The 23,555-nt window shown below is 60.3% G+C and carries 17 protein-coding genes and 1 pseudogene; all 18 read right to left on the bottom strand.

Annotated elements, in window-relative coordinates; translation table 11 throughout:
* Positions 1 to 77 precede the first annotated feature (77 nt).
* Positions 78 to 353, bottom strand: a complete 276-nt coding sequence (locus GFER_RS13290; protein ID WP_040100206.1) for a thioredoxin family protein — start codon at positions 351 to 353, stop codon at positions 78 to 80.
* 124 nt (positions 354 to 477) lie between these two features.
* On the bottom strand, positions 478 to 1,329 hold the full coding sequence (locus GFER_RS13285; protein ID WP_040100200.1) for a response regulator: 852 nt from the start codon (positions 1,327 to 1,329) through the stop codon (positions 478 to 480).
* A gap of 151 nt (positions 1,330 to 1,480) precedes the next feature.
* Positions 1,481 to 4,099 (bottom strand): ATP-dependent chaperone ClpB, encoded by a 2,619-nt coding sequence (clpB, locus tag GFER_RS13280; protein WP_040100198.1) that lies wholly within the window; start codon positions 4,097 to 4,099, stop codon positions 1,481 to 1,483.
* Between the two features lie 191 nt (positions 4,100 to 4,290).
* Positions 4,291 to 5,787, bottom strand: coding sequence for a sigma-54 interaction domain-containing protein (locus GFER_RS13275; protein WP_235264095.1), 1,497 nt, complete (start codon positions 5,785 to 5,787; stop codon positions 4,291 to 4,293).
* 325 nt (positions 5,788 to 6,112) lie between these two features.
* The gene (locus tag GFER_RS13270) at positions 6,113 to 6,388 is read right to left on the bottom strand and encodes a hypothetical protein (RefSeq protein ID WP_139172171.1); all 276 of its coding nucleotides are present in this window, start codon (positions 6,386 to 6,388) and stop codon (positions 6,113 to 6,115) included.
* Positions 6,389 to 6,570: 182 nt separating this feature from the next.
* A complete protein-coding gene (locus tag GFER_RS13265; protein WP_040100195.1) occupies positions 6,571 to 7,548 on the bottom strand; it encodes a lytic murein transglycosylase in 978 nt (325 codons plus the stop codon).
* 15 nt (positions 7,549 to 7,563) lie between these two features.
* The gene (locus GFER_RS18735) at positions 7,564 to 9,510 is read right to left on the bottom strand and encodes a DUF4388 domain-containing protein (RefSeq protein WP_040100193.1); all 1,947 of its coding nucleotides are present in this window, start codon (positions 9,508 to 9,510) and stop codon (positions 7,564 to 7,566) included.
* 89 nt (positions 9,511 to 9,599) lie between these two features.
* Positions 9,600 to 10,049, bottom strand: a complete 450-nt coding sequence (locus GFER_RS13255; protein WP_040100191.1) for a lytic transglycosylase domain-containing protein — start codon at positions 10,047 to 10,049, stop codon at positions 9,600 to 9,602.
* A 118-nt stretch (positions 10,050 to 10,167) separates the two neighbouring features.
* Entirely contained in the window at positions 10,168 to 10,821 is a 654-nt protein-coding gene (gene phoU, locus GFER_RS13250) for a phosphate signaling complex protein PhoU (protein ID WP_040100189.1), read from the bottom strand.
* 14 nt (positions 10,822 to 10,835) lie between these two features.
* On the bottom strand, positions 10,836 to 11,699 hold the full coding sequence (gene pstB, locus GFER_RS13245) for a phosphate ABC transporter ATP-binding protein PstB (RefSeq protein WP_082048081.1): 864 nt from the start codon (positions 11,697 to 11,699) through the stop codon (positions 10,836 to 10,838).
* A gap of 16 nt (positions 11,700 to 11,715) precedes the next feature.
* Positions 11,716 to 13,380, bottom strand: a complete 1,665-nt coding sequence (gene pstA / locus GFER_RS13240; RefSeq protein ID WP_040100183.1) for a phosphate ABC transporter permease PstA — start codon at positions 13,378 to 13,380, stop codon at positions 11,716 to 11,718.
* A 14-nt stretch (positions 13,381 to 13,394) separates the two neighbouring features.
* Entirely contained in the window at positions 13,395 to 15,599 is a 2,205-nt protein-coding gene (locus GFER_RS13235; protein WP_200889324.1) for an ABC transporter permease subunit, read from the bottom strand.
* A 195-nt stretch (positions 15,600 to 15,794) separates the two neighbouring features.
* Positions 15,795 to 16,754, bottom strand: coding sequence for a PstS family phosphate ABC transporter substrate-binding protein (locus GFER_RS13230; RefSeq protein WP_040100401.1), 960 nt, complete (start codon positions 16,752 to 16,754; stop codon positions 15,795 to 15,797).
* A 295-nt stretch (positions 16,755 to 17,049) separates the two neighbouring features.
* On the bottom strand, positions 17,050 to 18,819 hold the full coding sequence (gene pnpS, locus GFER_RS13225) for a two-component system histidine kinase PnpS (RefSeq protein ID WP_040100181.1): 1,770 nt from the start codon (positions 18,817 to 18,819) through the stop codon (positions 17,050 to 17,052).
* Between the two features lie 5 nt (positions 18,820 to 18,824).
* Complete coding sequence (locus GFER_RS13220) at positions 18,825 to 19,517, bottom strand: response regulator (RefSeq protein ID WP_040100180.1); 693 nt, start codon at positions 19,515 to 19,517, stop codon at positions 18,825 to 18,827.
* 99 nt (positions 19,518 to 19,616) lie between these two features.
* The gene (locus GFER_RS13215) at positions 19,617 to 20,354 is read right to left on the bottom strand and encodes an SDR family oxidoreductase (protein WP_040100179.1); all 738 of its coding nucleotides are present in this window, start codon (positions 20,352 to 20,354) and stop codon (positions 19,617 to 19,619) included.
* 126 nt (positions 20,355 to 20,480) lie between these two features.
* Positions 20,481 to 22,346, bottom strand: coding sequence for a methyl-accepting chemotaxis protein (locus GFER_RS13210; RefSeq protein WP_052446404.1), 1,866 nt, complete (start codon positions 22,344 to 22,346; stop codon positions 20,481 to 20,483).
* A 538-nt stretch (positions 22,347 to 22,884) separates the two neighbouring features.
* A pseudogene (locus GFER_RS19375) lies at positions 22,885 to 23,555 on the bottom strand (methyl-accepting chemotaxis protein); the annotation flags it as partial.

The following is a 23,555-nucleotide window of genomic DNA, read 5'->3' as shown; positions in this document are numbered from 1 at the left end:
CTTAGTCGCTCAGCTGAGAGGCCCAACCGCGCCGCAGCGGCCTGCGGTGCATGCTGAACAGCTACTGAACTGCTTTCTCAGGCGACAGCCTGCATTCGTTTCTGGTAGCGGGGCCGCTCACGTAACAACCGCTCGATCTCTTCAACCGTCGGCACCCGACCGGCCACCCGCACGGTATCGTCGATAAGCAGCGCCGGAGAAACGTACACACGATTGTCGATCATCTTGCGCTGATCGCGGTAGAGGTGCACCTCAGCCTCAAGACTCAGATTGTCCAACGCCTGACGAACACGAGACAAAGTGCGTTCGCAGCGCTTGTCGCCATCGGGCTTGCAAAGGACATCAATGCGCATCAACTCCTCCTTTCAGGTCATTGGTGACCTTATTGGTTATATTATACCGCGTGCGTTTTTCCGGGCAAGCAAAATCGCCACTTGCCCTCCCTTTTTTCCCTTGGCGTTTCAATCGCTTAAGCGTTCACCGCGGAGGCGGGTCGCCCTCGCCGTAGGTCATTTTCAGGGCACGACGCGTGCGTGCGGCCAGGCGCACCGGATTGATCGGCTTGCCGATAAAGTCAAAATAGCCCATATCAAGCACTGCGGCCTCTTCTTCCGGCGAGGATTTGGAGGACATGGCAATAACCGGAATATTTGCGGTAGCAGGATTGCCTTTGAGTGCCCGAAATAACTCATAGCCGTCCATGCGCGGCATGACGGTGTCGGTGACAATCAGGTGCGGCTTGTGCTGATGCGCCTCTTTGAGACCTACCGCGCCGTTTTCAGCCTGCAATACCGTATAACCTTGCTTACGCAAGGCGGCGGCGACGGCGGCACGGGTCAGTTCCTGATCTTCGACAATGAGAATGGTCCACCAGTCCGAGGCCTCTTCCTGCTTGTCGACAAGGTAAAATTTATTTGCAGCCGCCTGGATTTCGGTGGGGGTTGTGACACAGGGAACAATTTTGAGACCCGTGCGAAAGGTCAGGTTGTCGATGGTTTCCATATCCAGGGGATTGACCATGGCCAGAAACAGACTCTTATCCTGCTTCTTAAGAGGAAAAATCAACTTTTCCAGGACCTGGGAACCACTGACCAGTTCCAGCACTTCGGGCGTGAAACTGTATCTTTCAAGACCGCCCACGGTTTTGAAGCCAAACTGCCGCGACAAAGTGACCGCGATGTCTTTTTCCGAAACCACGCCCAACTCTTCCAGCACGCGGCCCAGTCGCCGTCCAGACCCTTTCTGTTGATCCAGGGCCTGCCGCAGGCTGGCTTCGCTGATAATGCCTGCCTCGACCAGAATTTCTCCAAAGCGTTTGCGCTGCGCCATCGCTTGACTTCTCCTGTATTGCGCCCGAACAATTTGCGGAACTTAATTATATTTTGCTTTACGTTTGATTGCAATCCTTTCTTTGCTCTTTTCGGTGGAGTAAAGCAAAAAAATTAGGCGCCACCCCAAGGCGGCGCCCCTGGTCTCAGTGTTATTCAGCAGGATTGAGGTGCGTCACGTCCAAGCCCTCGGCGCCCAGCTCAACCCGAATTGTTGCTCCATCGCGAATGTCTCCGGAGATCAGCGCTCTCCCGATGCGCGTTTCCAGCTGATGCTGGAGATAGCGTTTGAGGGGGCGCGCGCCGTACACCGGATCATAGGCAGCTTCTGCGATAAAGCTGCGGGCGGCGTCAGTCATTTCCAGCTGCAGCCGTCTCACGGCCAGGCGCTTTCGCAGATCCTCGGTCTGCAGATCGACGATGCGCTTGATCTCCTCCAGGGTCAGGGGCTTGAACAGCACCAGATCGTCGACACGGTTGAGAAATTCCGGACGAAAATGGGCACGCAGCTCCTTCATCACCAGGGTGCGCGCGCCCTCCTTGATGCCGCCCTGGGCGTCGACGCCTTCGAGGAGATGGTGTGAACCGATGTTGCTGGTCATGATAATCACCGTGTTTTTGAAGTCGACTGTGCGTCCCTGGGCATCGGTGACACGCCCGTCGTCGAGAATCTGCAAGAGAACATTGAACACGTCCTGATGAGCCTTTTCGATCTCATCGAAGAGGATCACCGCATAGGGTTTGCGCCGCACCGCTTCGGTAAGCTGACCGCCCTCCTCGTAGCCTACATAGCCAGGCGGTGCACCAATCAGTCGGCTTACGGCGTGCTTCTCCATGTACTCGGACATGTCGATGCGCACCATGTTGTCCTCGCTGTCGAAGAGGGTTTCGGCCAGGGCGCGCGCCAGCTCGGTTTTACCCACCCCGGTGGGTCCGAGAAAAATAAACGAACCGATGGGACGACGCGGATCCTTGATACCGGCACGGGCGCGAATCACGGCATCCGCGACCAGACTCACCGCTTCGTCCTGGCCGATAACGCGCTGGTGCAGTACCTCATCGAGCTTGAGTAGTTTGTCGCGCTCACCTTCCACCAGGCGGGTGACGGGAATTCCCGTCCAGCGCGCGACGATTTCGGCGATTTCTTCTTCGGTGACCTCCTCGCGCAGCAGGCGCGGCCCGGCCTGCTCGCCGGTGAGCTGCGCCTCGTGCTCGTGGAGTTCCTTTTCGAGCTGCGGCAGCCGGCCATGGCGCAGTTCCGCTGCACGGTTAAGATCATAGTCACGCTCGGCCACGCCGATCTGCTGCCGCACCTTCTCGATTTCCTCGCGCAGGCCCTGCACCTTGCGAATGGCGCCCTTCTCCTGTTCCCACTGGGCGCGCAGCACGTCGTTCTGGTGACGCAGCTCAGCCAGGTCGCGACTCAGGGCTTCAAGCCGCGCGCGACTGGCGGCATCTTTTTCTTTTCTGAGGGCCGCCTCCTCGATCTCCAGTTGCATGACGCGGCGCGTCACCTCGTCGAGTTCCTGGGGCAGGGAGTCGATCTCGGTGCGAATGGTGGCACAGGCCTCATCCACCAGGTCGATGGCCTTGTCGGGCAAAAAGCGGTCACTGATGTAGCGGTGCGAAAGGGTCGCCGCCGCCACCAGGGCGTTGTCATGAATGGCAACTCCGTGATGCACCTCGAAGCGCTCCTTGAGCCCGCGCAGGATACTCACCGTATCTTCCACCGTAGGCTGCTCGACCAGTACCGGCTGAAAACGGCGCTCGAGGGCGGCATCCTTTTCGATATGCTTGCGGTACTCATCCAGAGTGGTGGCGCCGATGCAGTGCAGTTCTCCGCGCGCCAGCATGGGTTTGAGCATGTTGCCGGCATCCATGGAGCCTTCAGCCTTGCCGGCGCCGACGATGGTGTGCAGCTCGTCGATGAACAGTAGAATGCGCCCTTCGCTCTCACGGATTTCAGTCAGCACGGCCTTGAGACGCTCCTCGAACTCGCCGCGATACTTGGCCCCGGCCACCAGTGCGCCCATGTCCAGCGCGAAGATGGTTTTCTTCTTGAGTCCCTCGGGCACGTCGCCGCGCACGATGCGGTGGGCCAGGCCCTCGACGATGGCGGTCTTGCCGACGCCGGGCTCGCCGATAAGGACGGGATTGTTCTTGGTTTTGCGCGAAAGGATGCGGATAACGCGGCGGATTTCGCCGTCACGGCCAATGACCGGGTCGAGCTTGCCCTTCTGCACCTCCTTGACCAGATCGCGCCCATATTTCTCCAGAGCTTCGTAAGTGCCCTCGGGATCGGCACTGGTGACGCGCTGATGACCGCGAATGGCGGTGAGCGTCTGCAAAATGCGGTCGCGGGTCAGGTTGAACTTCTGGAACAGCCGCCCCGCCGCGGTCGCCCCGCCTTCTTCAGCCAGCACCAGCAAAATGTGCTCAACGCTCACATAGTCATCGCGCAAGCGCTTGGCCTCTTCCTCGGCCTTGATCAGCAGGCGGTTGAAACGCTGAGTGACGTAAACTTTTCCGGCTTCCACGCCCGGACCTGAAACGCTGGTGCGACGCTCCAGTTCGCGGCGCAGTTCAGCGGCAAAGGCATCGGGGGCCACATCCATTTTCTGCAGCAGGCGCGGCACCAGTCCGCCGCTTTGCTCGACCAGCGCGGCCAACAGATGCTCGCCGTCGACTTCCACGTGACCGAGCTTAAGGGCCTGATTCTGCGCTGCCTGCAGGGCTTCCTGAGTTTTTACTGTCAGTTTGTTGATATCCATGATGCTCCTCGTGTGATGGTCGAAACGTTCAGGCTCCAGTCATCCCTGCAATCAAACTTCATGCCCTTTTCTTCAAGAACAGTTTTTTTGAACAATAGCAAAGACTTGAACAAAAGCTCTTTTTTCTTCTTTGAGCTTGCGACGCCGCAGTTCCGGGAACGGCTGCGTCCTGCGACGTCGCAGGTGACGCCTCAAGTCGTCTCCCCGCTGCCGAGATCCTCGCGCTCCAGGCGGAGCTTGCGCAGATAACGATACAGTGTTGCCCGGTGCACTCCGAGAAGGCGCGCAGCCTCGGCAAGATTGCCGTCCGCAGCCTGGTAGGCCTGACGGATTTTATCGGCGTCGAGTTGCGCCGGACGCGTCGAGCGATCCGACTGGCCCAGCCCCTCCGAAGCCACAATTTCCGCGTCAAAGACCCCTGCGCCGCCTGCCGGCAGTGAGCGAGGCAAGCGCTGCGACTGAAAGGGAGTAAAAATCGGAGACTGGTTGCGGCTACGTTCCATGCCGGCCTCCACATCCCAGCCGCCGGGGGCAAAACTCTGGCGCTCGCGAATCCACTCGCCAAAGGCTCGGGCGCCGATAACCTCGGCCTGGGTTTCGACATAGACACGCTCCAGCACGTTGCGCAATTCGCGCACGTTGCCCGGCCACACATAGGACTGAAGGATCTGCAGGGCCTCGGGAGTAAGGCGATGTATGACGCGGCCGTATTTGCGGTTGAACAGATGAAGAAAGTGCTGGACGAGTTGCGGAATGTCTTCGCCGCGACTGCGCAGGGGGGGCAGATGGATGCGCAGCACGGCGAGACGATGGTAGAGGTCGGTGCGGAAACGCCCTTCGTTTACGGCGCGCTCCAAGGGGACATTGGTGGCACAGAGAACCCGCACATCCACTTGCTGTTCATGCTCGCCGCCGACGCGCTCAAGACGCCCTGCCTCAAGAACGCGCAGCAACTTCGCCTGGGTATGCAGGGGCATGTCACCGAGTTCATCGAGAAACAGACTGCCGCCGTGGGCTCGCTCGAAACGGCCGCGATGGGTGCGAACCGCCCCGGTAAAGGCACCCTTTTCATGGCCGAACAGCTCGGACTCGAGAAGATCCTCGGCAATCGCCGCACAGTTCATCACCACGTAGGGGCCCTGACGGCGGGGACTTTCAAGGTGCAGGGCGCGCGCCACCAGCTCTTTGCCGGTCCCAGTTTCACCGCTGATCACCACTGAAGCGTCAGAGGCCGCGTACAGACCGATCTTTCGTACCACTTCGGCGATGGCCGGACTGCCACCGACAATGCCGTGAAACTCCTGCACAGCCTCCGCCGTTTGCGCAGCGGCAGGCTGAAATCGAAACAGCACACGCTGACCGCGATAATCCTCCGTAAGCCCGCCGGGATGAATTTGAGCCGTCAGCGCCACGCTGCCGCCGTTTCTCGACAGTCGTACCGGTACGCCCTCAAGAGGCTCGCCGCGGCTTGCCGCCTCATGCGCCAGATCAACCAGCGACGGTACGCAATCCGCGAAAACCACGCCTAGCTTGCGTCCTTCAACAGGCCCGTGGACCGTGCCCAAAAGTTGCGCCAAAGCGGGGGAAATCCGCTCGATACGCCACTGGTTCGCGCTGCTGCAAACCACAAGATCCGGAGCAGGGACAGGGAGATGGGAAGACGGTGAATTTGCGGCAGACATCGCCATGGGAACTCCAGTTCAGGATTTTTCCTAATTTAACCATCCCCATCTCCGTTCGCAACCCTACAGCCCGCCCAGACACTTGAAATCAGCCAAACCCTCTACTTACTTCCAATCTCCTGGATTTTCATGATTTTTCAATGATCCAGCGGCAAAGTCAAACCCCGCCGCAGCCCGTTGCGGTTGAGTGCCCCGGCGAATATTCGAGCAGCAGGCGAGCCTTCACCGCAAGCGATGTCCCCCTCGGCTGCTGCGCAGGCCGGCCAATTGCTTCCCATCAACAAAAAAGCGCCCCGATATCAGGGCGCTTTTTTGCTGAGCAAGCCTCGCGTCAATGGCGCACCGCATTGGTCTCTTGAACACCGCGGGCCGCAAGAGCGGCACGGCACATGGCCTCTTCCGAGGTGGTGCCGCAGCCTGAGGCGACAACTCGGCCATCCGCCAAATCAAGCACCAGGAACTCCACCCGCCCATCCGGAGTGCGCCCGCCAAAACGATACGGCGCCCCCAACCGCGCCAGAACACTCCAGGCGCAATTCATATCTTGCGCCGGATTACGCCTGTCTCCCTCGTCCCACAGATTCATTCTGATCAGCCTCTCTCTCATATTCTCCTCCGCGCGACCCCTCGCTGTCCCAGATAGAACATAGGAAACCACAAATGGGCTACTCCAGAAGAGATTTTTTACCTCTTCTGGTCCTCCATTATACGTCAACACGGGGAATTTCCAAGGGCGGAAAAAAAATTATCCGGGTGCGCGGGCACCTAGAACCAAACTGCGGTCGAAAATCAGGGAGCGGCGAGGAGATCGGCGAGCGTACCCACGCTCACGGCGAAGACATTGGAACGATTCCAGCGTAAAAGGACGCGAAAATTGTCATATACCAGGTAGGCGGGGCCATCAACCCCTTCGGGAATAATCAGCGAGGCTTGCAGATCGCGGGTCGGCAGGGCCCTGCCATCGAGGCGGCGCACGCCGAGTTGCTGCCACTGACTCAGCCGCGCACGCTTGTCCAGGCCGGCGAGATCGGCATCGAATCCCCGCGGCAGACGCACCGGCCGGCCCCAGGTCTGATCGTCCTGCCAGCCATGGCGGGAAAGATAGTTGGCCGCCGAGGCGAACACGTCGGGAATGGAGTGCCAGATGTCGATGCGGCCGTCGCCGTCGCCGTCGACGGCAAAGTTGCTGAACGTGGAAGGCATGAACTGAGCCTGGCCCATGGCTCCGGCCCAGGATCCGGTCATGCGGGCGAGGGGAATATGCCCGGCGTCGACGATCTTGAGAGCATGCAGAAGTTCATTGCGGAAAAAAGCGCCGCGCCGCCCTTCATAAGCCAGGGTCGCCAAGGACTGGATCACGGAAAAACTTCCCGTATGTCGCCCGTAATTGCTTTCGAGGCCCCAGAGAGCGACAATAAAGCGCGGCTGTACACCGTATTGCTCAGCAACACGATTGAGCGACGCGGCATGGCGCGCCATCATTTCGCGCCCCTCGGCCACCCGGGCGTCGGTTACCCGGCGCTCCAGATACTCATGAAACGGCTGGACGAACTCGGGCTGGCGCCGGTCAAGCTCAATGACTCGTTCCAGGGGCTCGAGATCCGCAAAGGCTTCTTCAAGAAGATCCGCAGAGATGCCGGCTGCGCTGGCTTCGTCGCGAAACCCCTGGAGCCAGGCCGAGAACTCATCGGCGGAGGCAATCTGAGAAAATCCCAGCAGCATAAAACAGATAAATGCGACAACCATCGTCTTGATTCCGTAACTCATAATCGCTTTATTCCTTCAGGGTGTCACGGGTTTCAGAATGCGCGCCCGCACCATGAGATAAATGAATTTAAAAATCTCAAAATCGAGCATGGTTGCTTCGCGACAAATATCCTTGAGACTGCGCTGACCGTCAACCAGGGACAGGATCATCTGCTGGTGAGGAGTCATGCGAGCGCTCGCCAGCTTCTCCCGTCCCTGCTCGTCGTAATCGATGACCGTGTCGAGGGAAGGCAGGTCGGCGCGAAAACCGCTCCACTCATCTTCCTTCCGCACAGCTTCTCTGAGCAGGTCCGGTACGGGAATCGCCAAATCGTCGTCGAGAGAAAAGTCCAGGGTTTCGCCGATCAGTTCAAAGTCCCCTTCGGGAAAAAGGAACAGGGAGTAAATCACCCCTTCGGCCTGGGTGCGCAATGCCCGTTTGAGATCAGCGGGCGAAAGCGCATCACTTTGCACCAGTACTTCACCCAGACGCATGCCTGGATTCTGTGTGCAGAACTCCAAAGCGCGATCTCGCTCTTGCTCTGAAATCAAACCCATGCGGATTAACAGGTAGCCGAGCTTGTTCATCAGAAAGCCGGCCTGAGCGCGATTGGCGCGATTAATGGAAAACGCCGCTGAAATGGTTCCCTTGCGGAAATGAATGCGCTTTTCGTCGTGAGGACTGACAACCACCAGGGTGCCTGGTCGCGGATAATTCTCCAGAGTCCGCAAGAGAGAGAAAACCCGGTCCGCATCGAGTCGGCCCTTGAGTTCCACCGACGCCGATTTCGCCGCGGGCGGCGGACCTGCTGCCCGCGCTCCCATGGCGGGCCGAGACTCAGGTAGGGGGCAAAAGGGGCCTGCCCCGGACATCTGCGGATCGGCAACATGCAGAAAACCTTCTGCATCACGTGAATCCCGACTTTTTGATTTCCCTACCATTTTCTCAGGTTGCCGTGCGGCCCGGCGGCGCCTGAAGAACCACAAAGTACCACCGACGGCCCCAAGGAGGATGGCGGCATCAAGAACTTTGCGCCACCCGGGAATGACCCGCTCCCTGGGCCCAGGTGCGGGCGCAGTTTCAGGCAGGGGTGCCACGGGGGGTGAGGGGGCAGGCGCAACCGGTCCATCGTCGAGCCAGATTCGCGGCCCCTCTGCCGGCGCGGGAATTTCAGGCGACACGGCGGGTTCTTCGCGGGGAGTTTCGCCCGGCAATTGCGGTTCCACTGCCGGCTGCAGTTCAGGAGGAGCGCTCGCCTCTGGGGCGGGAAGACTTGGAGCCTCAAGCGCCGGAGGAGGCACAGGGGTCGGACCCTCAGTCGGGCGCAGGGCCCTAGGGCCAGGCGCGTCGGCAGGCTCCGGTGCCTGAACGGGCGCAGGCGCAGGCGCAGGCGCAGGCGCAGGCGCAGGCGCAGGTGCAGGCTGTGGGCGGAGAGATGCGGGGGCCGGCGCTTGCCGGGCGATGGACGCAGGCGGAATTTCGGTCTCTCTGGCAAGCCCGCTACCCGGGGGGACGAAACGCGCGATTCCCAAGGCATCCAGCACCTGTTGGCCGGCGGCGGTCTGCTCCATGTCCAACAGCACCTGGCGCAGGCGCGATACCTGCGCAGGGCTCAGACCCTGGCGTACAACAACCACCTGCCGCGCCAATTCCGGGCGGCCACGGCGTTGAAAATCGACGACGGGCAACGCTTCTCCGGCCGGCACTCCGCGAAGAATCTCCTGATCGAGCAGCGCCACATCCACCTCGCGGAAACGGCTCATCCATTGAAGCAGGGTTTGCGACTCGTGAAACAGCCTCAGGGGCACTTCTTCGCCGAGGTTCTGTTCGAGATATTGCGCGAGTTGCTGCAGGGAAGCTTCCTGAGAGAGCGCCAAATCCTGTCGCTCCACCGCTCCCAGGGTCAAGCGCGCCTGGGCCGCGGGAGTCACGGCGAGAAAAACGATAATCCAGAGAAAAATCTGATAAACCCTTAAACGCATATCCAGCCATCCCGGCTTTCATCGCCGCAAGCAGGCGAATCTGAAATGATTTCTCATGTATCCAAGCGGAAACTCAGCAGAGAGACCGGCTAAGGCTGCAAAGTTTCCCGCGGCGCCATGCCTTCGATGACGGCGATCACCCGGCGCGCATAGAGCGCACGTTTTTCGGGGCTGACGGCATTGTAGCAGCCTATCCCCTCCCAGGTATACCCGAGGCGTGTGATGCAGTCGGCAAGCAGTCGCGCGCCGATGCGCACGTTGGTACACGGATCGTCGAGAGTGACGGGGCTGACATCCGGCCAGCGGCCGATCCATGTGGAATTGATCTGCATCACCCCGTGATCCGTACTGCCGTTGGCATTGTACTGCACCGCCAACGGATCGAAATTCGATTCAACCTTGGCAATCGCCCACAGTAGTCCGGCGGGGACGCCGTATTCCTCACCCGCTTCCTCGAAGCAGAAGGCATGAGCGGTCGCAGCGCAGAGACACAGCCCCACTGCCCCCAAAAGAATTCGAGAGATGTTCTTACCCCGCACCTGCACCTCCGATCAGCGAAAATTCCGCACATTATAGCGCACAAGAGGGGCATAAAAAAGGCCGTTCCACAAGGAAACGGCCTAGAAGCGAATTTTTTCCGGCGCACCGCCATCGCGCCTACAAGCAATGGCGCACGATATCCCCCTCGACGATATAGATTACCTCTTCGGCAATATTGGTCGACAGATCGGCGATGCGCTCCACATGCCGGGAAACCGTGACATATTGCAGCAGCGCATCGATATGCTCGGGGTGGCGCCGGATTTTATCCTTGACCAACTGAAAGTTATTGCTGTGCAGCAGATCCACCTCGTCATCGAGGCAGATGACCCGACGCGCCATGTCGGCGTCGAGATTGACCAGGGCGTCGAGACTTTTCTTGAGCATGCCTTGCGCCTTGCGCGCCATCTCGGAAAAGTTGAAAGGCGCCGGGACATCGACAATATCGGCCAGGGCCACTGTCCGCTCGGCGATGTTAGCGGCCAGATCGGCGATACGCTCCAGATCGTTGTTAAACTTTATGACCGCCACGATGAAGCGCAGGTCAACGGCCACCGGTTGATAGAGGGCGATGAGCTTGAAACACTCCTCGTCCAGGGCGACCTCGGCTGCGTCGATGTCGTCATCGCCTGCGATCACTTCGCGCGCCAGTTCGACATTCATCTGTTCAACCGACTGTATCGCCTTGGCCACGCTTTCTTCGACCATGGCGCACAATTCCAGCAGTTCTTTTTTTACTTTGTCCAGTTCGCGCAACATGAGCAGGGTCATAGTTTTTTCCTCGATCAGCCGAATCGGCCGGTAATGTAGTCTTCGGTCTGCTTGTGCTTGGGTTTCTTGAAAATCTGACTTGTTTCGCCGAACTCAACCAGATCGCCGAGAAACATGTAGGCGGTGTAGTCGGCGACGCGCGCCGCCTGCTGCATGTTATGGGTGACGATGACGATGGTGTACTGCTGCTTGAGTTCACCGATCAGGTCCTCGATCTTCGCCGTTGCGATGGGATCGAGAGCACTGCAGGGCTCATCGAGCAGGATGACCTCGGGCTCGATGGCGATGGCGCGGGCGATGACCAGGCGCTGCTGCTGGCCGCCGGAAAGACCGAAAGCGTTGTCGTTAAGCCGGTCCTTGACCTCCTCCCACAGGGCGGCGCCCCGCAGGGAGTGTTCCACCGCCTCGTCGAGCACCTGTCGACTCCTTACCCCTTGCAGGCGCAGGCCGTAGGCGACATTCTCGTAGATGGTCTTGGGAAAAGGGTTGGGTTTCTGGAAAACCATCCCCACCCGCCGCCGCAAATCGGCCACGTCAACCGAGCGGCGGTTGATATCTTCGCCGTCGAGAAGAATCTCGCCCTCGATGCGACAGATGTCGATGAGGTCGTTCATGCGATTGAAACAGCGCAGCAAGGTTGACTTGCCACAACCGCTGGGACCGATGAAGGCGGTGACGCGATTGGTCGGAATACGGATATTGATTCCACGCAGGGCCTGCTGGTTGCCGTAGTAGAGATTAAGGTTGCGCGCTTCGAGGCAGAAACTTTCCTTATCCAGGGAGACCTTGCCGGCCGGCCGGGGACGGCTCGGCCTTTCATTCTCGGAAGTGCGGGATGCAACCACCGATCTGGCCATCAATTGTTCATTCAGCATCATTTTTTGTCCAAGCCTTTCAGTCCGATTCGCTGCGGTATTTTTCCCGCAGATGATTGCGGATCGCCACCGCAGACATATTCAGGGCGACGATGATGATCACCAGGGTCAGGGCGGTCGCATAGACCAGGGGGCGAGCCGCCTCGACGTTGGGACTCTGGAAGCCGACATCGTAGATGTGAAATCCCAAGTGCATGATCTTGCGTTCCAGATGGATAAACGGAAAATGCCCATCGATGGGCAGGGTCGGCGCCAGCTTGACCACCCCCACCAGCATCAGCGGCGCCACCTCGCCGGCCGCCCGCGCAATGGCCAGAATCAAGCCGGTCATCATGGCTGGAGTCGCCTGGGGCACGACGATGCGCCACAGGGTTTCGGCCTTGGTGGCGCCCAGGGCGAGACTGCCCTCGCGCACCGTGCGCGGAATGCGCGCCAGACCCTCCTCGGTGGCGACGATGACCACCGGCAGGGTGAGCAAAGCCAGGGTCAGCGACACCCAGAACAGGCCCGGCGTGCCGAAGGTCGGTGCAGGCAAAGATTCGGGATAGAACAGCCGATCAATGCCGCCGCCGATGAAGTAGACAAAAAACCCGAGACCGAATACACCGAAGACAATGGATGGCACCCCGGCGAGATTGTAGACCGAGACGCGAATGAGACGCAGCAGCGGCCCCTGCTTGGCGTATTCGCGCAAATAGATGGCAGCCAGGATGCCAAAGGGTGTAACCATGATGGACATGACGAATACCATGGTCACCGTACCGAAAATAGCGGGAAAAATTCCACCCTCGGTGTTGGCCTCACGCGGATAACCGGCGATGAATTCCCACAGACGCTCGCCGTAATAGGCCAGCTTGCTCGGCAACCCCATGGCGTTGGGCTGGGAAGCGCGCACGATGTTGGCCAGGGAAACCTCCACCTGGCGACCGTCCATGATTTCCGCCACCAGGGTATCCCGTCGCATATCGAGATAAAGCTGGTCAAGTTTGCCCTGAAGCACCAGATATTCGGCGTCGAGCCGCGCGCGCGTCTGTTCGAACTCCGCCTTTTGCGCCTGAACCTCCGCAGCGGGAACATCGTCGCGAAGTTCCAGGCGCCGCTCGGCAAGACGGATGCGCTCCAGACGCATGTTGATATCGCCGATATCCTTGCGCTCAATGCGCCGAATCTGCTCGAAAAGATCGTTGCTGCGTTTGACGCGGGCGGCCAGCTCGCGGGGCAGATCCGCGCCACGCGCGATGACCGCGTCGCCCTCGCGCAATTCGACGGGATAGCCGTAGAAATTGCCCCACTCGCGCCGCTCAAGCATCAGCGCATCTTGCGGATAATGCCAGGCGCCCATGTAATCGGCGAGATACCAGACAAAATCGCGCCCGAGCTGATCGCGGGTACCCTGTTTGAGCAGATGGCGGGTGACGAAAAGCTGATCCTCGGCGACCTCGACGCCCGATTCACGAATCTGCGCCGCCGTCAGAGTCTCACTGCGCGACAGTTCGCCGAGCAGGCGCATGGGCTCGGCGCCGGGCGCGGTATAGGTGGTCTCGACGATAGCCGCGGGCCAGAAGTGGCTGAAGCCGCGTACGCCGATGAGCAGCAGCAGACCAATCACCATGACCATGCACAGGGTCATGGCGCCACCGGTGAGCCATATCCAGGGAGTGCCGCTTTTAAACCAGGTCTTCATCAGTCAACAAACCTTTACAGTGAACTGTAGCGTTTTCTCAAGCGCTGGCGCACCACTTCAGCGACGGTATTGAGGACAAATGTGATCACGAACAGAACCAGGGCCGAAAGAAACAGAACCCGGAAGTGGGTGCTGGCCACCGCCGTTTCCGGCAGCTCCACCGCAATATTGGCCGACAGGGTGCGCATCCCCTCGAAGATGTTGAAGTTGGTGATGGGGCTGTTGCCCGTGGCCATGAGCACGATCATGGTTTCTCCCACCGCGCGGCCGAAACCGATCATCACCGCAGAAAAAATACCGGGGCTGGCGGTGGGAATCACCACACCCAGAACCGTCTGCCAGGGCGTGGCGCCCAGGGCCATGGATCCCTGGGTGAGATGCTTGGGCACGTTGAACACCGCATCCTCGGTAATGGAAAAGATCGTCGGAATCACGGCGAAACCCATGGCAATGCCGACCACCAGGGCATTGCGCTGGTCGTAGGTAATGCCCACGTCGGTCAGCCACTGGCGCATGCTGCCGTCGAAGAACCACACCTCGACCAGCGGACTCATGGATACGCACAGCCATCCGACCAGCAACACTACCGGCACCAGCAGAGCGCCCTCCCAGCCCGGCGAGATCCGCGCGCGAAAAGCCGCCGGCAGGCTCGACCAGAGAAAAGACGCCGCGATCATGGCCAGGGGGATAAACAGAAATATGGCGAACACGGCGGGCAGATTCTTCTCAATGAAAGGCGCCAGCCACAACCCGGCAAGAAAGCCGAGGATGACCGTGGGCAGAGCCTCCATGACTTCGATGGTGGGCTTGACCACGCCGCGCAGAGCGCGCGTCATGAAATAAGCCGAATAGACCGCGGCCATGATCGCCAGGGGCACGGCAAAGAGCATGGCGAAGAAAGCGGCCTTAAGGGTGCCGAGAGTCAGGGGCACCAGGCTGAACTTGGATTCGAAATCATCGCTGCCCGAGGATGACTGCCAGACATAGGTAGGCCCCTCGCGACCCTCGTACCAGACCTTACCCCAGAGTGCCGAGAGAGACACCTGGGGATGACGGTTATCCAGGTCGAAATTCCGCACCGACCCATCCGCATTCAGGGTAAGGAGCGCCGTATTCACAGGCGAAAGGCCCAGATGATGCAGCGGCTTATCGCTGACCGGCTCCATCAGCAGGGTTCGATGGGAGGTGGCATAGTGAATGCCGATACTTCCCGAGGCATCGCCGGCGACGAACCCCTTGCGGTTGTATTCCGGCGCCAGAGAGGTAATGGCACCGGCATGGCGCAAAAAGTCGCGAATCCGCGTCAGTTGCTGCACATTGTCGTCGCCGCGCACCAGAAACCACTGGCTCAGGGTGCCGTCGGAGCCGCCGACAATGAGCGACACAGAACCCTTAAGAAACTCCAGGGCAGTGACGGTTTCGCCCGCGGCGACCGCCGCAACGCTGTGCACCAGGTGCGCCGCAGCCGGATCGCTGATGTCGTAATAATGGATGGCGCCGATGGCATCGGCCACGAACAGGTTGCGCCCGGCGCCGTCGATGAGCAGCTTTTCGCCCTGCTGCGGCGGACTCGGCAGCACGTACTCCCGGTGGCGCAGGCTGACTTCGCCGGTAAACAGCGAGGTCGTCGCCGTGTACACCGCCAGCAGCAAGCGTCCGTCTTCGGTGGCGGCAGCCACGCTAAATCCGTTGCCGGTTTCCTGCACCGCGACCCTGCGCAGAGCCGCTCCCTGGGGATCGACTCTTACCGCGTCGGCACCGAGGGGATATTTGATCTGCGGCTCGATGTGGCGGCGATCCTGAGGATAACTCAAGCGGTAATCAGTTCTCGCGATCAGCGCCCGGCCATCCTCGAGACCGTAGATAAACAATCCTTCGCTCGGATCACCGGTGGCAAAGGAACTCACCGCGGCGTCTTCGGGCAGAGCCACGAGCAATTCTTTGCGCAAACGGCCGTCGGCCGCCTCAAGGAAAAGCAGCCGGCCGTCGCGGGTATGGACCGCGGCCAGTTCGTTATAACGCTCCAGGGCGAAATGCGCGATGTCCTCGTCCTGCAACACGTAGGAAGACACCGGCGCGATTTCCGCCGAACGCAGCAGCGGGAAGACCTCGTAGAACAAATAGATAAAGATCAGCGCCAGAGCGAAAACCACGCCCAGGCCACCGGCCGATACGCCGTAGGTGGAGATGCGATCCTTGGTGCGGCGCCATTTTTTCAAGCGGGCACGGCGCGCCTCCTCAGGCAACCGGCTTTGGTTTTTTTCTACTTGGCCGGCATTTTTGGAACTCGAGTCACTCATGTTCATCCAAATTGATGGCGGTTGCGGAAGCTTCTGGTGCCCTGTTTGCCATGCAGCCCACCCTGCCGGGAATCGACAGAGTGGGCTACGCTTTTTGTCTTCAAGAATCAATACCTACTTGATACCGAGTTCATTCAGGGTTTTCTTGGCGATGCTCGCCGGCAGGGGAATGTAGCCGTCGCGCACCACCACTTCCTGGCCTTCCTGGGAAAGCACCAGCTTCACGAATTCACGCTCCAGGGGCGAGAGGTCGCGGTTGGGGTGTTTGTTGATGTAGACATAGAGCAGACGAGCCAGGGGGTAGTCACCGCTGGCGGCATTCTCTGAATTAGGCTCGAAGAACTTGCCTTCTTCCTTGCCCAGCGGAATGGCGCGCACACCTGAGGTGATGTAGCCGATGCCCGAATAGCCGATGCCGTTGATGGACTCGGTGACACCCTGCACCACCGACGCCGAACCGGGCTGCTCATTGATGGAGGGCTTGAAGTCGCCGCCGCACAGGGCGTTGTCCTTGAAGAAGCCGTAGGTGCCGGACACGGCGTTGCGGCTGTAGAGAGTGAAGTCACGGTTGGCCCAGGCGCCGGTCAGGCCCAACTGGCCCCAGCGGGTAATGTCGGCGGGAGAACCGCAGCGGCGGCCCACAGAGAAGACGGCGTCGACCTGCGCGAGGCTCATGCCTTCGATGGGATTGTCCTTGTTCACGTACACGGCGATGGTGTCGACGGCCACCGGCACGGCATAAGGCTTGTAACCATGGCGATTCTCAAAGTTCTGGATTTCCGAATCGCGCATGGGGCGGCTCATGGGACCGAAGCTGGCGGTGCCTTCGATGAGGGCCGCCGGTGCGGTGGAGGAGCCGGCGCCTTGGATCTGCACACGCACGTTGGGATAAAATTTGGCGAATTCCTCGGCCCACAGGGTCATGAGGTTGTTCAGGGTGTCCGAACCGATACTGGAAAGATTGCCCGAGACCCCGGAGGCGCGGCTGTACTTGGGCAGGTCGGGATCCACACCGGCCGCGAAGGAACTGGGCACCACCGCCAGGGCGGTACACAGGGTCAGCCCCCAAATCATGAAACGTTTTGTTGCCTTCATCTGTTTCTCCTTTTCTCTACGTCTGAAAGTGTTTTTCTATCCTCCCGGTTGCCCGGGAACGCGATGACGCAGAGAATGACGATCTTTTGTTAGGCGCGCGTTACCTGCGGATAAGAAGACTGTGTGCGCAAACATTCTTGTAAGCGCTGTTTGTCAGGGTTTGTATAGAATTGTGTTAGGTTTTGGTTAGCGAAGAGCGGGGGAATCCGGCGGCGTCCGACAGTGCCGCAGGGTGTGGCGGGTGAGTGCTGAACAGTTACAAATTGCCCACTTTTCAGGGAAGAGGAAGATGGATGGAGAAGGTGCTGCCCTGGCCGGGCGTGCTATGCACGATGACCTCTCCGCCGTGGACCTGCACGATATGCTTGGTGATGGCCAAGCCCAGGCCGGTGCCGCCCTGCTTGCGGCTGCGCGCCTTGTCGACCCGGTAGAAACGTTCAAAGAGCCGCGGCAGATGCTCCTTGGCGATACCACACCCCCAGTCCTGCACGCGGATGGTGACCTTGCCCTGAAGCTGCGCCGCCTCGATGGCCACTTTGCCGTCGCGCGGGCTGTATTTAATGGCGTTGGTGAGCAGATTGACCACAGCCTGTTCCAGCAACGGCGCCTTGATGCGCGCCGTCAACTCCGGAGAACAGAACAGATTGAGACGCACGTTCTTTTCGGCGGCAGGCAAGGCGCAAGCCTGGAGCGCGGCTTCAAGGACTGGGAGCAGGGGCTCTTTTTCCAGAGGCAGACCGCTCTGTTCCTCGCCCTGCTCGACGCGCGAAAGAGTGAGCAGATCATCAATTATGGCGTTGAGGCGGTCGGCCTGGCGGGTGATTATTTCCAAAAACCGCTGCGCATCGTCAGGATCCTGCATGGCGCCGTCAAGCAGAGTCTCGACAAATCCCTTGATCGCGGTGATGGGCGTTTTAAGTTCGTGGGAGACATTGGAGACGAAATCGCGGCGCATGGTTTCCAGGCGGCGCAGGCGGGTAACATCGTTGAGCACGATAAGAGCACCGATCTGCCCCTGGGCATCGTGCAGAGCGGTGCCGTGCGCCTGCAGAAAACGCTCGCCTTCCTCGCGCAGCAGAATGTCATCCTCCACCGGTTCGGCGGTCGCCAGGGCGCGGGCCACGAAGCGCTGCAGGTCAGCCTTGCGGATCACCTCCTGAATGCGTCGCCCTTTGACATCTTCGCGCACGCCTAGTAGTCGCAACGCCGCCTGATTGATGCGGATGATACGAGCCTCGAGGTCCACCGCCAGAACCCCTTCCACCATACTCGACAAAACCGCTTCCTGCTCGTTGCGATGACGCAGAACGGTGCGGATACGTTCGTCGAGTTCGCCCGCCATCTGGTTCATGGCCTCGCCCAGCGCCTGAATTTCCTCAGAGCCACCGACGGCAAGGCGCTCCGAGAGATCACCCGCGGCAAAACGCTTGACCCCATGCTTCATTTCTTCCAGGGGCCGGCTGATGCGCCGGGAGACAATCAAGCTAAGCAACGCCGCAAGCAATGCAATTGCCACCGCGCCTGCAAAAGCCCGAAGGTAGAGCGCGCGCAAAGTCTGCTCTACTGCGGTGACCGCAACGGCGACACGAATCGCTCCGTCCAGGTCTCCCTTGTCGTTAAAAACCGGAACCGCCGCATACATCATGGATTCGCGGGCCGTGGCGCTGTAGCGCGTAGCAATGCCCGTGCTTCCGCCAAAAGCCTGCACGATCTCCGGCCGTGCGGCATGATTATCCATGAGACGGGGATCCTGCAAGGAATCGGCGAGCACCTCACCCGAAGGCAGCACCAGGGTGATGCGCACCCCGGCGCGGTGGCCGAGATCCTTAGCCAGAGCATCGAGGGCGGCGGCTTCATCGGCGTTGAATCGCGGAGCAATCTGAGGCTCGATCAGCCGCGCCTGCGCCGTCAGATCCGCGGCTAACTGGTTGAGGTAGAAAGTCTTCAGGGTCGTTGAAAAATACCAGCCGGCGGCGATGAGGACCATCACCGTGAGAAGCAGGTAGGAAGGAAAAAGCTGCCAGAACAGGCGTGTCCGCCGCATGAGTATCAGTCCTTGAAGCGGTAGCCGACCCCGCGCACAGTTTCAATGTATTTGCCGCAGGTGCCGAGCTTTTTGCGCAGGCCCACGATCTGTACATCCACGGCGCGGTCGGTCACCGCATAATCGTCGCCGCGCACGGCGTTGACGATCTGGTAACGGGTAAAAACCCAGCCGGGGCGGCTTGCCAGAAAATGCAGGACGCGAAATTCGGTAAAAGTCAGATCCACCGGATCGCCATCGACCAGCACTTCGTTGCGACCCGGATTGATGGTGATGCCGTGAATGCTCAGGGAATCGTCCTTGCCGGATGCTTGTGCCCCGTGCGCATGGCGGCGCAACACGTTTTTGATGCGCGCCAGAAGCACCTTGTTGGAAAAAGGTTTGGTCACGTAATCCTCGGCTCCCAGTTCCAGACCGGCCACCACGTCGGCCTCCTCGCCCTTGGCGGTCACCATGATGATGGGCACGGCGGCCGTTTCAGGATTTTTCTTGAGGCGCCGACAGATCTCCAACCCGTCGATGCCAGGCAGCATCAGGTCGAGCAAGATCAAATCCGGCACCTGGCCGGCGGCCGCATTGAGACCATCTTCGCCGCTGGTGACGGGGGTCACCACATAGCCTTCTTTAGCCAGGTTGTAATGCACCAGGGCGAGAATGTCTTCCTCGTCCTCGATGACCAGAATGTTTTCCTTACTCATGATGTCGTTCCTTCCGCCTTGTCCCGACGCCGCACACCTCGGCGAATTTGGCGCATCATAACCATCAAGTGTTAGATTTCAATGAGTGTGAGCAAGAGGTTAAACATAAATCATTTTGCGCGTCATACCGCCGTCGATGACCAGGTTTTCCCCGGTGATAAAATCGTTGGCCGGGTCGGCCAGAAACAAAACGGCGCGGGCAATGTCCTGCGGGGTGCCGACGCGCCCCGCAGGGTGCTGGGCATGGTCGGCGGCGCTCAAGGGTTCCTGCCCGGCGCTGACGTCGATCCAGCCGGGGCTGATGCCGTTGACGCGAATCTCGGGACCAAGACTCAGGGCCAGGGCGTGGGTCAGGGCGAGCAGGCCGCCCTTGGAGGCGCTGTAGGCTTCGGTGTGCAGCTCGGACATGAGGGCGCGGGTCGAGGCGATGTTGATGATGGCGCCACACCTTGCGCGCAAATGAGGCGCGGCGGCCCGGGCGCAGAGAAAGGGGCCGGTCAAATTGACCGCCAGCACTCGCTGCCATTCCTCGAAGGAGAGTTCCTCGAGAGGCTTGCGGATCATGATTCCGGCGTTATTGACCAAAACGTCGATTCCGCCGAAAAGAGCGGCGGTGCTGGTCACCAGACGCTCCACCTCTCCTGGTTGGGACACATCCGTCGCCACAAATTCCACCCGGCCGATCTCGGCGAGCTGCGCCGCGACGCGGTGTCCGCCCTCCTCGTCAAGATCCGCCAGCATCACCTGGTAGCCGGCGCGCAGAAATTCCTCGGCGACCGCCCGCCCGATGCCGCGCGCCGCTCCGGTGATGATTGCCGCCGCAACTGCCTTATTCATATCGACCTCCCTCATCACCAATCATAACCGGCACTTGCCTTTGTGCAGCAAATGAAAACGCCGGGCAGGAAAAAAATCCCACCCGGCGCAACCACCGTCCCCTACGCGCTATTCGCTACTCACTGCTCAATAGCGCCCGAACTCCTCATCATCCAGGGCGATGAAGGACTGGGCGGGCGCGGCCTTGCCGGCCGTGGCCTTGGGCGCGGACCCTGACGACGGGCTCGGCCCGCCCCAATTGGCCGACACCGCCGGGCCCGGGGCCGGAGCAACACGAAAACCCGAAGTCGGTTGCGCGCCGCCCTTGAGCTTGAAGCGTTGCAGCATCGTGCGCAGATCGCGCACCTGCCCGGAAAGTTCCTCGGCGGCCGCCGCCGATTCCTCGGCGTTGGCGGTGTTCTGCTGGGTCACCTGATCGATCTGCCCCAGGCCTTGATTGATCTGACCGATACCCTCGGCCTGCTCGTTGGCCGCCGCCGAAATTTCGCCGATCAAATCAGACACCTTGGTGATGCCGCCGACGATCTCATCGAGCGCCGTGGCGGTCTGATCGGCGATTTCGCCACCGTTTTTTGCCTTGCCCACCGACACCTCGATGAGTTCGGCGGTTTCCTTGGCGGCCTTGGCGCTGCGCGCGGCCAGATTGCGCACCTCTTCGGCCACCACCGCGAAGCCCTTGCCGTGCTGCCCGGCGCGCGCCGCTTCCACTGCCGCATTCAAGGCCAACAAGTTGGTCTGGAAGGCGATCTCGTCAATCACCTTAATGATTTTAGAGATATCTCCTCCGGCGCGGTTGATTTCGCCCATGGCCTGCACCATGGCCTGCATCTGCTGCTGGCCGCGCGCGGCCGACTGGCTGGCCTGGCGCGACAGGCCGTCGGCCTGCACGGCATGATCGGCGCTGGTCTTGATCTGCGCGGCCATCTCGTTGATGGAGGCCGAGATTTCCTGCAACGAACTGGCCTGCTCCGTGGCACCCTGGGAGAGGGATTGACTGGTTTCGGCCACCTGATCGGCCCCGCGCGCGATCTGATCGCCCGAACCCTGCACCTCGCCCATCACATTGTTGAGGTCTTCGCTGACCTTGCGCAGTGAATTGCGGATCTCGTCCTGGGCATCGCAGGGGACCACGGTAAAGTCCAGGTCACCGGCGGCGAGCTTTTTCATGTTGGCGACCATGTCGTTCTGCAAGGTATCGGCAAAACTGTCGATGGCCTTGGCCATCTGCCCGATTTCGTCGCCCTTCTCAATATTGAGGCGCTGACTGAGGTGACCGCGGCCAAGTTCTTCCACCATACCCACCAGTTGCAACAGGGGCTTGCGCACCATCCGGCCGAGGAGAACAACCACCGCCAGGGCGGCCACCAGCAAGCCACCGCCACCGGTCAACAGGCCGGTGGAGATGCTCTTGGCGCGCGCCTCGGCAAAAGCCGCCGTCATGGAGCTTTCGATGCTGCGCAGGCCTTCCAGGCTCAAGCGCGCAAACAGTATCCCTGCGACATCACCGACCTTGGCGTCGAAATGACAATCCAGACATGCCTTCTCCATGATGCTCAGGCGCGATAGGGTCAGAATGTCTCCCGCCTCACTGAAGACCAGGGGCTGTTGATCCGCTTGAACCTTGTTCGACATGGGAAAGGCGCCGCCCACAGAGGCGCGCACGTTGGAATAATCAATGCGGCCCTTGGGATCCGTCAGGCCCACTTCGATGACCCCCGGCACCCGCCCCAGATCATCGATCAGCTCTTGAAAAACATCCATTTCGCCTTCCGCCACCGAATTGTCGGTGCCGATCTCCAGGCTGTAGAACACGCTGCGCGCCTGATCCTCCGTCGACGTGCGCAATGCCGACAACGCCTCCTGGCCGTTTTTTTCAAGCAGGGCGGCGCTCTGCAAGGTGTTGATGGCGGTGCTGAGACCGAAGGCCAGCACCAGAATCAGTGCGAGCAGACCTCCGACTTTAGCCTGAATGCTGTTGAGCTTCGATGCCATGTGCCCTTCTCCCTTGGTTTTCGGTCGCTCCGCTGGCTGTTGCCCGTATGTCGGCGCAACCAAGTTATTCACTCAAGAACGATTAGCCAAAACTAAGCTAGCATGCTTTTCGGCCAATTTCAAAAGAAAATTTAATTTAAATAATTTTTTGATCAAAAAAAGGACGCACATACGTGCGTCCTTGAATAAAACCTGCCCTGTGAACTGCAACGGCCCATAATGGAACCGCGCATTGATTCCGCCATGACGCTCATGGCGAAGGTAAGGAGATACCCAACAGCACTTAGTACCGACCGAACTCCTCGTCGTCCAGGGCGATGGCAGCGGCCGCGCCCTTTGGCGCAGCGGAGGTTTTGCTTCCCCCCCAGACAGCACCAGCATCAGCGGCGGCAAGGGAGCGCTGCGAGGCGGCAGCAGCGGCCGGGGCCGAGAAACCGCCCTGCCCCTTAAGCCGGAAGCGCTGCAAGAGTTGACGCAACTGCGCCGCCTGGCCCGAGAGTTCCTGCGCGGCGGCTGCCGATTCCTCGGCNCCGCCCTGCCCCTTAAGCCGGAAGCGCTGCAAGAGTTGACGCAACTGCGCCGCCTGGCCCGAGAGTTCCTGCGCGGCGGCTGCCGATTCCTCGGCGCTGGCGGTGTTCTGCTGGGTGACCTGGTCGATCTGCGTCAGGCCCGTGTTGACCTGGCCGATGCCTTCGGCCTGCTCGTTGGCGGCTGCGGCGATTTCACTCACCAGATCGGAGACCTTGGTGATGTTGGAGGCGATTTCATCGAGGGCCGCCGCCGTTTCCCCCGCGATGCCCTCGCCTTGACGGGTCTTGTTCANCTCACCAGATCGGAGACCTTGGTGATGTTGGAGGCGATTTCATCGAGGGCCGCCGCCGTTTCCCCCGCGATGCCCTCGCCTTGACGGGTCTTGTTCACGGAGGATTCGATGAGCTCGGCGGTTTCCTTGGCGGCCTTGGCGCTGCGCGCGGCCAGGTTGCGCACCTCCTCGGCCACCACCGCAAACCCCTTGCCGTGCTGCCCGGCGCGCGCCGCCTCGACGGCGGCGTTCAAGGCGAGCAGATTGGTCTGGAAGGCGATTTCATCGATGGTCTTGATGATCTTGCTGATGTCGTTGCTCGACGCGCTGATCTCGCCCATGGCCTGCACCATGGCCTGCATGCGGCCGCGACCCTGCTCGGCCGACTGCTTGGCCTCGGCCGACAG

It is taken from the genome of Geoalkalibacter ferrihydriticus DSM 17813, from assembly GCF_000820505.1.
GTDB classification, from domain to species: domain Bacteria; phylum Desulfobacterota; class Desulfuromonadia; order Desulfuromonadales; family Geoalkalibacteraceae; genus Geoalkalibacter; species Geoalkalibacter ferrihydriticus.
Note: the sequence above shows the minus strand (reverse complement) of the source record. Positions and strands in the feature narration are given on the sequence as shown.

Excerpts from the sequence above, each read along its gene's own strand:
- GFER_RS13290 (WP_040100206.1), bottom strand. The coding sequence starts at position 353 with ATGCGCATTGATGTCCTTTGCAAGCCCGATGGCGACAAGCGCTGCGAA.
- GFER_RS13285 (WP_040100200.1), bottom strand. The coding sequence starts at position 1,329 with ATGGCGCAGCGCAAACGCTTTGGAGAAATTCTGGTCGAGGCAGGCATT.
- clpB (WP_040100198.1), bottom strand. The coding sequence starts at position 4,099 with ATGGATATCAACAAACTGACAGTAAAAACTCAGGAAGCCCTGCAGGCA.
- GFER_RS13275 (WP_235264095.1), bottom strand. The coding sequence starts at position 5,787 with ATGGCGATGTCTGCCGCAAATTCACCGTCTTCCCATCTCCCTGTCCCT.
- GFER_RS13270 (WP_139172171.1), bottom strand. The coding sequence starts at position 6,388 with ATGAGAGAGAGGCTGATCAGAATGAATCTGTGGGACGAGGGAGACAGG.
- GFER_RS13265 (WP_040100195.1), bottom strand. The coding sequence starts at position 7,548 with ATGAGTTACGGAATCAAGACGATGGTTGTCGCATTTATCTGTTTTATG.
- GFER_RS18735 (WP_040100193.1), bottom strand. The coding sequence starts at position 9,510 with ATGCGTTTAAGGGTTTATCAGATTTTTCTCTGGATTATCGTTTTTCTC.
- phoU (WP_040100189.1), bottom strand. The coding sequence starts at position 10,821 with ATGACCCTGCTCATGTTGCGCGAACTGGACAAAGTAAAAAAAGAACTG.
- pstB (WP_082048081.1), bottom strand. The coding sequence starts at position 11,699 with ATGATGCTGAATGAACAATTGATGGCCAGATCGGTGGTTGCATCCCGC.
- pstA (WP_040100183.1), bottom strand. The coding sequence starts at position 13,380 with ATGAAGACCTGGTTTAAAAGCGGCACTCCCTGGATATGGCTCACCGGT.
- GFER_RS13230 (WP_040100401.1), bottom strand. The coding sequence starts at position 16,754 with ATGATTTGGGGGCTGACCCTGTGTACCGCCCTGGCGGTGGTGCCCAGT.
- pnpS (WP_040100181.1), bottom strand. The coding sequence starts at position 18,819 with ATGCGGCGGACACGCCTGTTCTGGCAGCTTTTTCCTTCCTACCTGCTT.
- GFER_RS13220 (WP_040100180.1), bottom strand. The coding sequence starts at position 19,517 with ATGAGTAAGGAAAACATTCTGGTCATCGAGGACGAGGAAGACATTCTC.
- GFER_RS13215 (WP_040100179.1), bottom strand. The coding sequence starts at position 20,354 with ATGAATAAGGCAGTTGCGGCGGCAATCATCACCGGAGCGGCGCGCGGC.
- GFER_RS13210 (WP_052446404.1), bottom strand. The coding sequence starts at position 22,346 with ATGGCATCGAAGCTCAACAGCATTCAGGCTAAAGTCGGAGGTCTGCTC.